Source organism: Pseudomonadales bacterium (genome assembly GCA_024234615.1).
Classification (GTDB): Bacteria; Pseudomonadota; Gammaproteobacteria; order Pseudomonadales; family IMCC2047; genus JAJFKB01.
This window is the reverse complement of record JACKNY010000003.1, coordinates 490,929-505,099: the sequence shown is the minus strand read 5'-3', so window position 1 is coordinate 505,099 and position 14,171 is coordinate 490,929. Positions and strand designations below refer to the sequence as shown.

General features: G+C 46.8%; 15 protein-coding genes. 10 read left to right on the top strand and 5 right to left on the bottom strand.

The annotated features are described in order from the left end of the window. Both H6995_15135 and H6995_15130 read left to right on the top strand, forming a co-directional pair. Positions 1–237, top strand: a complete 237-nt coding sequence (locus H6995_15135) for a YheV family putative metal-binding protein (GenBank protein ID MCP5216334.1) — start codon at positions 1–3, stop codon at positions 235–237. 195 nt (positions 238–432) lie between these two features. Continuing rightward, positions 433–1,017, top strand: a complete 585-nt coding sequence (locus H6995_15130) for a fumarylacetoacetate hydrolase family protein (GenBank protein ID MCP5216333.1) — start codon at positions 433–435, stop codon at positions 1,015–1,017. A 67-nt stretch (positions 1,018–1,084) separates the two neighbouring features. Here H6995_15130 and H6995_15125 read toward each other — a convergent pair whose 3' ends face one another. The 4 genes from H6995_15125 to H6995_15110 form a co-directional block, all read right to left on the bottom strand. Then, on the bottom strand, positions 1,085–1,795 hold the full coding sequence (locus tag H6995_15125) for a class I SAM-dependent methyltransferase (protein MCP5216332.1): 711 nt from the start codon (positions 1,793–1,795) through the stop codon (positions 1,085–1,087). Positions 1,796–1,996: 201 nt separating this feature from the next. Continuing rightward, the gene (locus H6995_15120) at positions 1,997–3,832 is read right to left on the bottom strand and encodes an ABC transporter ATP-binding protein/permease (GenBank protein MCP5216331.1); all 1,836 of its coding nucleotides are present in this window, start codon (positions 3,830–3,832) and stop codon (positions 1,997–1,999) included. Positions 3,833–3,920: 88 nt separating this feature from the next. Then, positions 3,921–4,811, bottom strand: coding sequence for a TraB/GumN family protein (locus H6995_15115; protein ID MCP5216330.1), 891 nt, complete (start codon positions 4,809–4,811; stop codon positions 3,921–3,923). 18 nt (positions 4,812–4,829) lie between these two features. Continuing rightward, positions 4,830–6,158 (bottom strand): MATE family efflux transporter, encoded by a 1,329-nt coding sequence (locus H6995_15110; GenBank protein ID MCP5216329.1) that lies wholly within the window; start codon positions 6,156–6,158, stop codon positions 4,830–4,832. A gap of 269 nt (positions 6,159–6,427) precedes the next feature. Between H6995_15110 and coxB the strand changes: the two genes are divergently transcribed. From coxB to H6995_15090, 4 genes are read left to right on the top strand one after another with little or no spacing between them, the layout of a single operon-like run. Continuing rightward, positions 6,428–7,543, top strand: coding sequence for a cytochrome c oxidase subunit II (gene coxB, locus H6995_15105; protein MCP5216328.1), 1,116 nt, complete (start codon positions 6,428–6,430; stop codon positions 7,541–7,543). Between the two features lie 14 nt (positions 7,544–7,557). Then, on the top strand, positions 7,558–9,141 hold the full coding sequence (ctaD, locus tag H6995_15100) for a cytochrome c oxidase subunit I (protein ID MCP5216327.1): 1,584 nt from the start codon (positions 7,558–7,560) through the stop codon (positions 9,139–9,141). A gap of 22 nt (positions 9,142–9,163) precedes the next feature. Then, positions 9,164–9,697, top strand: a complete 534-nt coding sequence (locus H6995_15095; GenBank protein MCP5216326.1) for a cytochrome c oxidase assembly protein — start codon at positions 9,164–9,166, stop codon at positions 9,695–9,697. Positions 9,698–9,736: 39 nt separating this feature from the next. Further along, positions 9,737–10,633 carry a cytochrome c oxidase subunit 3 gene (locus H6995_15090; protein MCP5216325.1) on the top strand — a complete coding sequence of 299 codons (897 nt, stop codon included), beginning with the start codon at positions 9,737–9,739 and terminating at the stop codon, positions 10,631–10,633. A gap of 88 nt (positions 10,634–10,721) precedes the next feature. Here H6995_15090 and H6995_15085 read toward each other — a convergent pair whose 3' ends face one another. Further along, a complete protein-coding gene (locus H6995_15085; protein ID MCP5216324.1) occupies positions 10,722–10,934 on the bottom strand; it encodes a twin transmembrane helix small protein in 213 nt (70 codons plus the stop codon). 101 nt (positions 10,935–11,035) lie between these two features. Between H6995_15085 and H6995_15080 the strand changes: the two genes are divergently transcribed. The 4 genes from H6995_15080 (at position 11,036) to H6995_15065 (ending at position 14,152) form a co-directional block, all read left to right on the top strand. After that, positions 11,036–11,827 (top strand): SURF1 family protein, encoded by a 792-nt coding sequence (locus H6995_15080; GenBank protein MCP5216323.1) that lies wholly within the window; start codon positions 11,036–11,038, stop codon positions 11,825–11,827. Continuing rightward, entirely contained in the window at positions 11,814–12,449 is a 636-nt protein-coding gene (locus H6995_15075; protein ID MCP5216322.1) for a hypothetical protein, read from the top strand. The genes H6995_15080 and H6995_15075 overlap by 14 nt, the downstream gene beginning before the upstream one ends. A gap of 173 nt (positions 12,450–12,622) precedes the next feature. Next, entirely contained in the window at positions 12,623–13,501 is an 879-nt protein-coding gene (locus H6995_15070; protein MCP5216321.1) for a protoheme IX farnesyltransferase, read from the top strand. A 12-nt stretch (positions 13,502–13,513) separates the two neighbouring features. Beyond that, the gene (locus H6995_15065; protein MCP5216320.1) at positions 13,514–14,152 is read left to right on the top strand and encodes an SCO family protein; all 639 of its coding nucleotides are present in this window, start codon (positions 13,514–13,516) and stop codon (positions 14,150–14,152) included. Positions 14,153–14,171: the final 19 nt, after the last annotated feature.

Genomic DNA, 14,171 nt, shown 5'->3' with positions numbered 1-14,171 from the left:
ATGTCTAAAACACCCAAGCGCTTTATCGCTGGAGCGGTTTGCCCGAAATGTGGGGAAATGGATAAACTTGTTATGTTTCGGGACGAAAACCAAACCCGGCGGGAATGTGTAAACTGTGGGTATCAGGATAGTCTGGAAGATGGCTTCACACAGGAAATTCCTACCCGCGTAACAGCAAAGCCAAAAATAAATCAGGTGGACGTGCAGCCGCTAAAATTTTTTCGACCTCCCAAATAGCCTGACATTTGCGGCGGGAACGATCTAAATATTGGTGAACCAATCCGGCATTACTAAATACCCCGTCAATCATCCGGCAGAGCATTTTATTCCCTGGGGAAAACCGTGAGTCCGCCAATGCGGTGATTCTGAATATGTTAGACAGGTTAAGAGGAAGCAAAAGTGAAAGCAGTGCTAGTCAATGAGCGTCAAGTAATGCCTTCCAAAGTGGTTTGTGTAGGGCGAAACTATGTTGAACATATTCAAGAGCTGTGTAATGAAATACCGGAAGAGATGGTAGTTTTCGTAAAACCCAATTCCGCTATTTCAGATAATTTGTTATCGACTCATGGCGAGCAACTGCACTATGAGGGAGAACTTTGCTTTATGTTTGAAGCGGGCACCTTTAATGCTGTAGGTTTTGGTCTTGACCTTACTAAACGCTTCTTGCAAACCAGATTAAAAGCAAAAGGCTTGCCCTGGGAGCGCGCTAAAGCCTTTGATGGTTCGGTAGTGTTCAGCCCATTTGTTCGATTTGAAAAGTCAGTAGATTTGTCCTTTATCCTGGAAATTAATGGCACACAACAGCAACGTGCAGACCAGAGTCTAATGATGTATAAACCGGATGAAATCCTAGCCGAAATATCCACCTTTATGACTCTTGCCGATGGCGATATTGTCATGACAGGCACGCCACAAGGTGTCGGTCGTGTTAATCCGGGCGATCTATTCGAGGGAAAAGTATTTGAGAGTGGGCAGTTACTCACCTCTAAAAAATGGACTGCTGAAAAAACGGGTTAAATAAGAACGGGAAAAGCTGACCCATTTTAATAATGAGCGCTTAAATAGAGCTACCTACCGTTGTTTATCAGCTCGGCTTTTGCAGCAAATCAACGCGAATCGGTACCAAGAAATTATATCCATCCTTGGCTCGACTCAGCATAAACTGATTTTTTACCTGCTCTAATAACTCTGACGTGAGTTGAATATCGCTGTGAGATACGTTGATGACATTGCGTTCAAACTCCGAAAAATCCTGAAACACTATAGGCGTATTGAAAAATACTTGCTCAGACAGGTTAAACAGCCCTTTCTCAACGGAATCAACGATGGCGCCGAATGCGTATTGCCGAACCTGCTCTTCATCATGGAATAGGCGTAGCACATCATTAAAGTCGCCAGCAAAAATAGGCTCTGAAATATAGGCCATGCCCCCTGGTTTTAAGACTCGCGCAACTTCTTGCATTGCTGAAGCCATCATCTCTGGTGGGACGTGGTGTAGAGATTTGAACATAAAGACGTAGTCAAAACTGTTATCGGAGATAGGAATATTCTGGCTGCCCGCCGCGATAAAGCTGACATTTGGCAGGTCGTCTATCAGTAAATTTTGACGGTGCTGAAATTCGTCCACCTCGGTGGCGGTGATGTGGCGATTGAGTCCATGCGTTGCAATTTGTCGAGTCAACTCTGCCTTACCACAACCTAATTCAAGAATGTTTTTATTATCCAGCGCCAACAGACTTTCGTAGATTTCGTATTCAGGGCAGACCTTGTCGATTGTTTGAGGTGATAGTTGCATTGTCAGGTTCTCTTATTAAATCATCAGGCGATTATCTTGAATAACAGCAATAAAGGCAATTTCGTGAAAGCAACAGTGAATGGTTGGCAATAATGGCGCTACTGGACTGCCGTAAAGAGTTCAAATCAATCTCGTCATCAATATTTCCAGCGCTGGTGGGTGCGCAACGCTAACGCTCAAAAAGGAAATCATCCAGAGTGTTCAGGTGCTGAAATGGTCTTGCAGCGTTGTGTGGTTCTCTGCGGGAATGATGCGTTGCTTTTGCTGAACTCGCCAAAGATCGGCGTATAATCCCTGTTTGGCCAGCAAGGCCTGATGCGTGCCCTGCTCTGCGACCATACCTTGATTGAGCACTACAATCTTATCGGCATCGACAACGGTGGAGAGTCGGTGCGCGATCACCAAGCTAGTATGGCCCTGCGAAATTTCCTGGATAGCGGCAAGAATCGCCTGTTCAGATTTACTATCCAACGAGGACGTGGCTTCATCAAACACTAAAATCGGAGGGCGTTTCAGTATGGTACGGGCGATAGCTACCCGCTGTTTTTCGCCGCCGGAAAGTTTCAACCCGCGCTCGCCAACCAAGGTGGCGCTGCCTTCTGGGAGCTCACTGATAAATGCTTCCAGGTGTGCCAAGCGAATGGCTTGGTTGACCTGCTCGTCGCTGGCGTCTGGATCGCCATAGCGAATATTTTCAAAAATACTGTCGTTAAACAAAACAGTATCCTGGGGTACCACACCAATAACCTTGCGTAATGAGTCTTGGCTGACAGTTCTAATATCCTGTCCATCGATACGTATAGTGCCGGCACTAACATCGTAAAAGCGAAACAGTAATTTCATCAGAGTGGATTTACCGGCGCCACTGGCGCCGACCACGGCGACTTTTTGTCCAGGCTCAACGCAAAAGCTCACACCTTTCAAAATTGGGCGATCATCGCGATACTGGAAATAGACATGCTCAAACTGGATTTCACCATTGCTGATAACGAGAGTTTTGGCCCCCTCGGCATCGAGCACTTTGGGGGCTTTCGCCAGCAGTACAAACATTTCCTCAATATTAGCCATGGAGCCTTTGATTTCCCGATAAACAAAACCAAGAAAATTGAGCGGCAAAAATAGCTGCATCATAAAGGCGTTAATGAGAACGAAGTCGCCGATGGTCATGCTGTTATCGGCAACGCGGTAAGCGGCTAATATCATCATGGCGGTCATCGAAGCGGCAATAATCAGTGCTTGGCCACCATTGAGGGTAAATAGTGATAATCGGTTTTTTCGCCTTGCCTGCTCCCACTTGGCTAGTTCTGCATCGTAACGATTTGCTTCAAACTCTTCGTTGGTAAAATATTTTACGGTTTCGAAATTCAATAAACTGTCGACGGCGCGCGTGTTACTCGATGAATCGGCGAGATTGGCTTCGCGAACATATTGGGTGCGCCACTCTGTCGCCTTGATCGAATAGAGCACATAAATCAATACTGAAAATAGTGTAATAGCGGCGAAGCCAAGGCCGTAATTGTAGAAAAGGATACCGACTACCATCGCGATTTCAATAAAGGTCGGTGCGATATTAAAGACAAAAAACCGCATTAAAAAGCTAATGCCGGTAGTGCCACGCTCTATGTCGCGCGCCAAGCCACCGGTACGTCGGTTTAAATGAAAATCGAGATCCATGCTATGCAAGTGGCGAAACACTCTGAGGCCGACTCGCCGCATGGCGCGCTCAGTTACTCGGCCAAAGATGGTATCGCGTAATTCACCAAATAGAACGTTACCGAAGCGTGCCAGGCCATAGGCCAACACCAGTCCGATGGGCGCGATAACCATGGCTAAAGGTTCAGCCGTCGCAGCATCCAGAGCATCGATGATGTGTTTAAGAATAAAGGGCCCGACCACATTGGCGACTTTAGCGGCGACCAGGAATAGCAGGGCAATGATAATGCGGCGTTTATATTCAAGCAGATAAGGCCAGATCAGTTTGAATACCCGCCAGTTAACCTTGGTGTTGGGGTCGTAGGAATAATTACGGTGCCGCATTAAATCAGTTGCCTTATTGAAGAATTAAAAAGGTTGAATCGCTTAGCGGGTGTCAGCCATCCACTATAGAATATATCAAGATTGTCAATTAGAGTTGTTTGATCTGGAACCCTGCTTTTTGTAAGAGGTCGACAATACTTCTTTCACCAACCAAATGGCCAGCGCCAACTACCACAAAATAATTATTATTTGAGTGCAGGAAGCCTTCGATTTTCTTGGCCATTTTTAGGTTGCGCTGAAGGAACATTTTTTCAAATGCTGGGCGTGAATCCGGGAATTCCCTTAACGGTTTTTTAATAAGCAGCTCATCCAGTTGTGCTGCGTCGCCGCGCTGCCAGATATCGGTAAGAGACTTCATTAGCTCAGGATAGTCATCAAATTCCGCCAGAGTTTGGCGCAACATTTGGCCACTTTCGTCCAGGTTTAACAGCAAATCCAGTTGTTGCTCGAGCGTTTCTAATTCAACAATTTTTTTCTTGCCACGTGCGCGATTGAGAAAATGAACATCAATACCCTGGTTGGGAGATAAGCCCAGGTTCATAATCTCCAGTGAGGTTAGGGACATGATAATCATGCCGGGCTTGTACTTTATGAACAATTCCGAGGGCAGATTACGTGTTGTGAGGTGCTGGATCAGCAGTTTATAGGTGCTAGCGTCAATGTGGTCGCGAATGGTTTCATTGCCGGTATAGGTGCCTACCCGAAACAAATAGCTTTGTGTTTGAATCGGGTCAATGTTGGCGATATCCACCTCAACTGCCAAGTGATCGGATTTTGAAAAGGCCGTTTCAATTTCGTGGCGCAGGGGGTAAAAGTCGGGGTTGGCAAAATGAATAGAACCCATCAGGTACAGGGTGTTATGAGATGATTTTACTTCCCAGATAAAACCGCTGTTTTCCTGAGCATAGGCGCTGTTCAGCAAAAACAGCAGTATGCTGTAAGTCAAAAACTTTAGTATGGTGTGCTGGTATTTATACATAAAGCGGCTTCTTTTTGATCAGGTGGATGACAGTAGCCATCCCTGCCCTTTGCTGTAGTAATAATACACGAACGCCATCGAGATGCTGCGCGCGGCATGAAAAAAACAAAAAGCTAGCCATAAGCCATGATTGCCCAGCGGTTGAAACAAATACCATGCGGGGAAAAAAATAAAAAAGGAAGATATAAGCATACAGTTTTGCATCGCATAGGCTTTGCCTGCGCCGAGAAAGATGCCGTCGAGCATAAAGTTCCAGCTGGCAACAAAGGGTAGCAATACTAGCCAAGGCCAGTAAATTAACGCTGCGGAGACAACTGGTGCTATATCAGTTAACAGGCCGATAATCACTTGATCAAACCGCCAGATGGCTATGGCAAAAAATACGCTGGTCAGGAATGCCCACAAGCTTGAGGCCTTGCTAACCTGAAAAAAAAGAGGCAACTGTTTAGCACCAATTGCGCGTCCCGAAAGGACTTCAGCCGCATTAGCAAAACCGTCTGAGCCGTAGGCGAAAAGCATGAGCATAGTCATTAACACCGAGTTAGCGCTTAAAGTTATCGTATCCTGCTGTGCGCTTTGGGCATAAAAAAACGAAAAGGAAAAAAGCAGGCAAAGGGTACGCACAAAAAGATAGCGATTAATTTTGAGCAGTTTGAAATAGCCAGCGAAAACAAAAAGTTGATCAAGAGGGAATGTCGAGGAGTGGCGTTTATTAACACGGTAGACCAGCATTAAGCCAAGCGCTAAACCGGCGAAACTTGAAATTAAAGATCCCCAGGCAACGCCATCCGTGAGCATCTTCATATGGACAACCAGCCAGTAATCCAGCCCGAGATTTATGAGGTTCGTGGTCAGCGCGATTAGTAAAACCTGGCGTGGTTTACCAATGCTGAGTAACCAGCCGACGATAACATAATCGCATAGAATAGCGGGTGCAGAATAAATACGGATATCGCAATAGATGCGTGCATAAAGCTCAACCTCCGGTGCAGGAGCCATATACCAAAACGCCAGTTTAAAAAGCGGCACCTGCAGGGTTATCAGTATCAAGCCGATCAACACGGCCAGAAAGAGTGATTTACTAAGGATGGACAGCGTTTCGTTAAGGTCGTTGGCGCCGTAGGCCTGGGCGCTGAGCGAGGTCGTGCCCATGCGTAAGAAGCCAAAAGCCCAGAACAACATGTCGAAAATAATTGCGGCCAGTGCGACTGCGCCCAAATAATAAGCCTGGGGTAAATGGCCTAGTATTGCCGTATCGACCAGGCCTAACAAAGGGACTGTCAGATTGGAAAGAATCATCGGCCAAGCGAGCTGGGCGATTTGTCTATGCAGTCTCGAAGGGTGCAAGATTCAACCGAAAATATTCACTTACGTCGAGCCAGGAAAAAGGGGCCTAGCTCGACAAAATTAAGAAAGAAATAGATTATGCGGCAGTAGTTGCTTTAATAACAGGGGGTAGTTCGTTGCTTCAAGCATAAAATAGTTGTACTATTTTTTCGCACTATCAAGTAGATGGGGATTGGTTGGATACGGTGGATTCTGCTGTTTGGGTATACCAGTGTATCCTTTTTTTATAAAGATAAAAAATAGGAGACGTGGGGATGCCGTTAAGAACGATGCCCTGGTTCAGGCTCGTGTTAGGTACACTGTTGCTGTCAAGCTCCAGCGCCTGGGCGGAATGGGCGGTCAATATGACACCCGGTGTGACTGCCATTAGCCGAGAAATCTATAGTCTGCACATGATCATTTTTTGGGTCTGTGTGGTGATTGGCGTAGTAGTTTTTGGAGTGATGTTCTGGTCTGTTTTTGCGCATAGAAAGTCTAAAGGCGCGAAGTCAGCACAATTTCACGAAAGTACCACGGTCGAGCTGATCTGGACCACCATACCTTTCGTGATTCTGATTGCGATGGCGATTCCCGCCACCAAAACTCTGGTTAAGATCTATGATTCGAAGGAGTCAGTGATTGATGTAAAGATCACTGGTTACCAATGGAAATGGCGCTACGACTATCTTAATGACGGCTTTGGGTTTTTTAGTAACCTGAGCACTGCGCAAGATGAAATTTACAACAAAACGCCAAAAGGTGAACACTATCTGTTAGAAGTGGATGAACCCTTAGTTGTTCCGGTTAACACCAAAGTACGCTTCCTAATAACGGCCAATGATGTGATCCACTCCTGGTGGGTGCCAGCAATTGCCGTCAAAAAAGATGCGATCCCGGGCTTTGTGAATGAGTCATGGACGATTATCGAAGAGCCCGGTGTGTACCGTGGTCAGTGCGCGGAACTGTGTGGCAAGGATCATGGCTTCATGCCGATTGTAGTCGTTGCTAAAGAGCAGGCGGAATATGATGTCTGGGTAGCAGAGAGGAAGGCTGCTGCGTCAGCTGAAGCAGGGCTTAAAGATAAAGCCTGGACTGCAGAAGAGTTAATGGCACGCGGTGAAAAAACCTACGCTACTTTTTGCGCCGCTTGCCACGGTGCTGAAGGGAATGGAGTTCCGCCAGTGTTCCCTGCGTTAAAAGGCAGCCAGATTGCCTTAGGCGATAAGAGCGCGCATTTAAATTTAGTCATCAATGGTAAGGCCGGCACCGCGATGGCGGCTTTTGGTTCACAGCTAAGTGAAGTGGATTTAGCAGCGGTAATTACCTACGAGCGTAACGCTTGGGGCAACGACACAGGTGACGTTATTCAGCCTGTGGATATCACCAACTTTAAAGCCGCACAATAAGGGGGGTCTGAAAGATGAGCGCAGTTTTAGATACACATGATCACGATCATCACGGCCCTGCCAAGGGCTTAATGCGATGGGTCTATACCACTAACCATAAAGATATTGGCACACTTTATCTATGGTTTAGCTTCCTCATGTTTTTGGTGGGTGGCTGCATGGCGATGGTTATTCGTGCTGAGCTGTTCCAGCCGGGCATGCAGATTGTCGCTCCGGAATTTTTTAACCAAATGACCACCATGCACGGGTTAATTATGGTGTTTGGTGCAGTGATGCCTGCCTTTGTCGGGTTGGCCAACTGGTTGGTGCCAATGATGATTGGCGCGCCGGATATGGCGCTGCCGCGCATGAATAACCTAAGTTTTTGGATTCTACCTTTCGCCTTTATGCTGTTGTTATCAACATTGCTAATGGAGGGTGGAGCGCCCAATTTTGGTTGGACATTCTATGCACCGCTTTCCACGACCTATGCGCCAGACTCTGTAACTTTCTTTATTTTTGGTGTACATATCATGGGTGCATCTTCCATTATGGGCGCGATAAATATTATCGCCACCATTCTGAATATGCGCGCTCCTGGCATGACGTTGATGAAGATGCCGTTATTCGTGTGGACTTGGCTGATCACCGCGTATTTGCTGATTGCAGTAATGCCAGTATTAGCCGGCGTAGTCACCATGATGTTGATGGATATCCACTTCGGCACCAGCTTCTTTAGTGCCGCTGGCGGTGGCGACCCAGTTTTGTTCCAGCACGTGTTCTGGTTCTTTGGCCATCCTGAAGTGTATATTATGATATTGCCAGCCTTTGGCGTGGTTTCACAAATCATTCCAACCTTTAGTCGCAAACCACTATTTGGTTACACCTCAATGGTCTATGCGACAGCGTCCATCGCCTTCTTATCTTTCATCGTTTGGGCGCACCACATGTTTACTGTGGGCATGCCATTAGCGGGTGAGCTGTTCTTTATGTACGCTACTATGCTGATTGCGGTGCCGACGGGGGTGAAGGTTTTTAACTGGGTGACCACCATGTTTAGAGGATCACTCACCTTTGAAACGCCGATGCTATTTGCGGTTTCATTTGTGGTGCTGTTCACCATAGGTGGTTTCTCAGGATTAATGCTGGCGATTGCCCCCGCTGACTTCCAATATCATGACACCTACTTTGTGGTGGCGCATTTCCACTATGTATTGGTGCCGGGTGCTATCTTCGGCATTATGGCGGCTGTCTATTATTGGCTGCCGAAATGGTGTGGCAATATGTACAACGAATCCTTGGGTAAGCTTCACTTCTGGCTATCCTTTGTTGGTATGAACCTCGCGTTTTTCCCGATGCACTTTGTTGGGCTAGCGGGTATGCCACGACGGATTCCTGATTACGCACTGCAATTTGCTGATTTCAATCAGATATCGTCTATTGGTGCATTCATGTTCGGCGCAACGCAGTTACTCTTCCTCTATATTGTGATTAATACGATTCGAAGTGGAAAACCGGCGACGGCGCAGGTTTGGGAGAGTGCGAAAGGGTTGGAGTGGACTATTCCTTCACCAGCGCCTTACCATACCTTTAGTACACCACCTGACGTGAAACAGTAGTGGGGTTGAACGGGTGAAGAAGATGCCAAACCAGACTAATAACAAGGTTATTTTAAAACTGGTGGCTGTTGTGTTTGGTATGTTTGGCTTTGGCTTTGCGCTAGTGCCGCTGTATGACGTGATTTGCGATATTACTGGTTTGAACGGTAAAACTGGTGGTCGCTACGAGATAACCAAAGCGCTGGAAGTAGACCAGGCACGCTGGATTACGGTGCAATTTACCACCAGCAATAATGCCGAAATGCCTTGGGAGTTTAAACCTAAGGAGGCAATGGTTAAGGTGCGGCCAGGCGAAATCAATCAGGTGTATTTTGTGGCGACCAACACTACGAATCATCGTATGAGCGCTCAGGCGGTGCCCAGCTTATCACCCTTTGCAGCAGCAGAATTTTTTAATAAGACGGAATGTTTTTGTTTCAATCAACAAACGCTTGAAGCGGGCGAGTCGATTGATATGCCATTGCGGTTTTTTGTGGCAAAAGATATACCGGAACGAATGAGCAAACTTACTTTGTCCTATACGCTGTTCAACCTGCCAGAATTGGCTGCGAACTAGCGTTTAGGCTCAGCAAAATTTACGAGACGGAGAATAATAATGTCATCAGATAGCTCCTATCAGTCCTACTACGTGCCAGAGCAGAGCAAACTGCCTATTGCCATGGCGATTGGGTTGGCTGTTACTGTGTTCGGTGCTGGCTCAATGATCAATGACATGAGCGCGGGTAAGGCCGACTCAATGACGCATTGGATTTTTTATTTGGGCGCACTAATTATTGCGGCAACCATGTTTACTTGGTTTTCTAAGGTTATCAAAGAAAACCATGCGGGCATGTACAGCGATCAACTCAACCGCTCCTTTGTTTGGGGAATGGGCTGGTTTATCTTTTCCGAAGTCATGTTTTTCGCGGCCTTTTTCGGTGCACTTTATTACGTGCGTAACTTTGCCGTGCCTTGGTTGGGTGGTGAGGGTGAAAAAGGAATTTCCAATATGCTCTGGCCGGAATTTCAAGCGACTTGGCCGTTAGTTAATATGCCTGATGCGTCTAAGTTTGCAACGCCTAAGGAGCTGGTTGATCCCTGGCATATACCGTTGTTGAATACCATCTTATTGCTGAGTTCTAGTGTCACTGTGCACTTTGCGCATACTGCTTTGAAAAAAGAGAATAGAGCTCAGTTGAAGTTGTGGCTGCTGATTACCGTAGCGTTAGGCTTTACCTTCCTTGGCTTCCAGATCTATGAATATGCGGAAGCCTATAACCATCTGGGGTTAACGCTCAACTCGGGTATTTACGGTTCTACCTTCTTTATGCTGACAGGGTTTCACGGCGCGCACGTGACCATCGGTGGTATTATGCTAAGCATTATGCTGCTTCGCGTATTCAAGGGGCATTTCAAGCCAGATGACCATTTCGGCTTTGAGGCTGCTTCCTGGTACTGGCACTTTGTTGATGTCGTGTGGGTTGGCCTGTTCTTGTTTGTTTATATTCTGTAGGCACTTTAGATCGGTGTTCTGTTTGGCTTTAGCTGTGTGTTCTGCCTAAAGCCAAACGCACCGACTCAAATCCGTCCAATTTTGACCACTATCTATGCCAAGGTGCGCCAAGGGTCAGATCTCCTGACCAGAGGCCATAACTAACACAGGCAATGAGCAAAACAGCCAGTATTACACGAATGCCCAGCGCTTTTCGGGTACGGTCAGACTTGCCTTTATCTTTGAGCAGACAAAAAACGCTGTAGCCCAAGCTAATCAGAATGGCGATGAATAAAATGACAATAGTTGGTTTGAGCCACATAATAGCAACCTGTTGCCTGTGTGTTGAAAGCGTTTGCTGGAGTATATCGGAAAAGCCGCTTAGCTTCATTATTTGCTATTGGATGAGTGATCGGGTTGCGCGTGGCTATTAGGATTCCCGGTGGGCGTTTTGAAATTATTCCGAATTGGAAAATTGCGCTGTTTTATATATTTTTTATGCCGATCTTGTTGCGTTTCGGTTTTTGGCAAATAGAAAGAGCCGAAGAAAAAACCCAGTTAGAGCAGGATTATAATCAACGTATGCAGGCGCCGCCGATCTCATTGCAGCAGGCAATGGCGTTATCGGATCGCGCTTATGTGCGAGTCACGCTCGAGGGTCAGTTTGATAACGAGCGGCTAATGTTACTGGACAACAAAATATTTCAGGGGCGAGTTGGGTACGAGGTCATCGCGCCCTTTATCCTTACTTCACCCCTGTCAGTTGAAACCGACACGAAACAAGGTCAAGGCATCGATTATTTGTGGGTGAACCGGGGCTGGCTTGCTCTGGGCGAGAGTCGGGCGCAACTGCCACAGGTGCCGCAGATCAAACATCAACAACGTATAGTGGTTGGTATTGATCTTCCAGTGGGAGAGCCCTTCATGTTAGCTGATGAGCCCTACAAGGGGCAATGGCCGGAGGTATTACAGAAGGTTGATGTCGAGCGCATGAACCAGCGTTATGGGCAATCCTCTCCGTTGCAGGGTGCGCCTTTTATGGTGCGCCTTGCCGAAGGTAGTCCAGGACAATTACAAATAATCTGGCAGCCGATCAATATGACACCGGCGAAGCACCTGGGTTATGCCTTGCAATGGTTTACCATGGCCTTTGCGCTAACCCTCCTGTATCTCTATGTTACCCTTAAGCGAATAAAAAAAGATGACAAAAAATAACCAAGAGTATATCGAATCCTCGGCGGGCAAACCCAAAGGCAGGCTAACCTTAATCAGTATTTTTGCTATTGCTTTTGTGCCGATGGTGTTGGCCACCTATATGTATTTCAATAATGTGCTGGTGCCATCGGGCCGGACTAATCACGGAACTTTAATATTGCCGCCATTGGTGTTTGACGAGCTTGAGCTTATGGATGTTGCTGGTCAGCCGCTCAAAGTTGATGCAATGGAGGCTAAGTGGATGCTGCTGGTGCTTTCGGATGGTGTTTGTGAGCGTGCCTGTAGCGACGCGCTGTATAAAGCGAGACAGGTTAATGTCGCTCTGCACAAAGAGTCTGACCGCGTAATCCGCTACTTGGTGGACGTTAGCGGTGATGGTTTGGAAAATGTTACTGAAAAACATAAAACCGAGTATCCTCAGCTTCATTACTCCAGTGCGGATAGGTTTCATCTTAAACGCTACTTAGATCATAAGGTCGACGCTAATACCGCCTTAACTCAGAGTTATATTCTCGTGGTTGATCCGATTGGTAATATCATGATGTATTTTACTGAGCAAAATAGTGGTAAGGACTTGCTCGAGGATTTAAAGCGGTTGCTTAAGGTTTCCAGAATCGGTTGAACTCAGATATCGCGCCTAGCTTGCTATTACTAGGTGCTCTGGTGATAATACGGTACTAAGCCTCTGGTGAAACCAGACTTTGTAGCAATAGGATCGCGCTGGTTTGTCCGCATTTGAGCAGATGTATCGCGATATATAAAAAATTAACGAATAGTGTACTCATGTCGGAAGTAATGGATTCCTCGAAATCACTTTCCCCCAGCTGGCGTGACTATCTGGAGATGTGTAAGCCGCGCGTCGTTGCGCTGATGCTATTAACCTCTGTCATCGGCATGTTTTTGGCGACGCCGGGTATGGTGCCTCTCGATATTCTGATATTCGGTAATTTAGGCATTGCTTTAGGTGCTGGGTCGGCAGCGACAGTTAATCATATTGTTGATTGGCGCGTTGATTCGGTGATGGCCCGTACCCACAACCGCCCCATCGCGCAAGGCCGCGTCAGCCTGCGGCAGGCAATTACTTTCGCACTGCTAATCGGTGTTTTAGGAATGGGCATGTTGGTGTTGTTAGTGAATCCGCTCACTGCTTGGTTAACGATGGCCTCTTTGATTGGTTATGCCTTTATCTATACCGGCTGGCTTAAACGCGCTACACCGCAAAATATTGTGATAGGCGGTCTTTCCGGTGCAGTACCGCCCTTGTTGGGTTGGACTGCCGTAACCAATAGCCTGGATGCAGACGCTTTGCTGCTGGTGTTAATCATTTTCGCCTGGACGCCACCGCATTTTTGGGCGTTGGCGATACACCGTAAGGATGAATACGCCAAAGTCGAAATACCCATGTTGCCCGTGACCCATGGTGAGCGTTATACCAGTTTACATATTTTGCTTTACACACTTATTATGATTGCCGTCACCCTGCTCCCCTTTGTCAGTGGCATGAGTGGAATTTTTTATCTCGTCAGCGCGATCGTCTTGGGTTTGGGCTTTTTGTATTGGGCGATTATGATTATGATTGGTAGCAATCCACATGCGCCAATCAAAACCTTCAAATACTCCATTTACTACCTCATGGCGCTATTTGCTGCAATGCTAATAGACCATTATCTGTAAGCGATTCCAACTATGTCGAGTATTAAGCAAACGGTTATTGTACTGCTCTGTGTTATCGCCCTCATTGTCGGGATGATGGTGGCGCGGGTGGTGCGCTCACCCGAAATTTCCACCGAGCAGTTACAACAATTAGGAGCGATTGTTAAACAGCAAAGCACTAAGCTTGCTGATTTTTCCCTGATTGATCATCAAGGTAGGACTTTTGACAATCGGCGCTTGCAGGGAAAGTGGAGTCTGGTCTTTTTCGGCTATACCTATTGTCCTGATGTTTGTCCCACGACGATGGCCTTGTTGAGCCAACTGGAACAAGAACTGCAAGGCTCGATTGCTGAGGACAATACACAATACATACTCGCGTCCGTCGACCCTGAGCGTGATACCCCGGAAAAATTAGCGGAATATGTCACTCACTTTAATACCGATTTTATTGGTGTTACCGGAGAGGTGGCGTCCATGTTTGAGTTTGCGCGCAACCTAAATAGCATGTTTGCCAAGGCGCCGATCGATGACTCAGGCAGTTACTTGGTAGATCACAGCATGAGCATCGCGATTATTAATCCAGCGGGAGAACATCATGGGTTTTTGCGCGGCCCACATAACGTCGCAAACATGAATCAAGCATTACGTGCGATTATGGGAAATTACCGCTAACCTTTTTCAACCCTTTTCC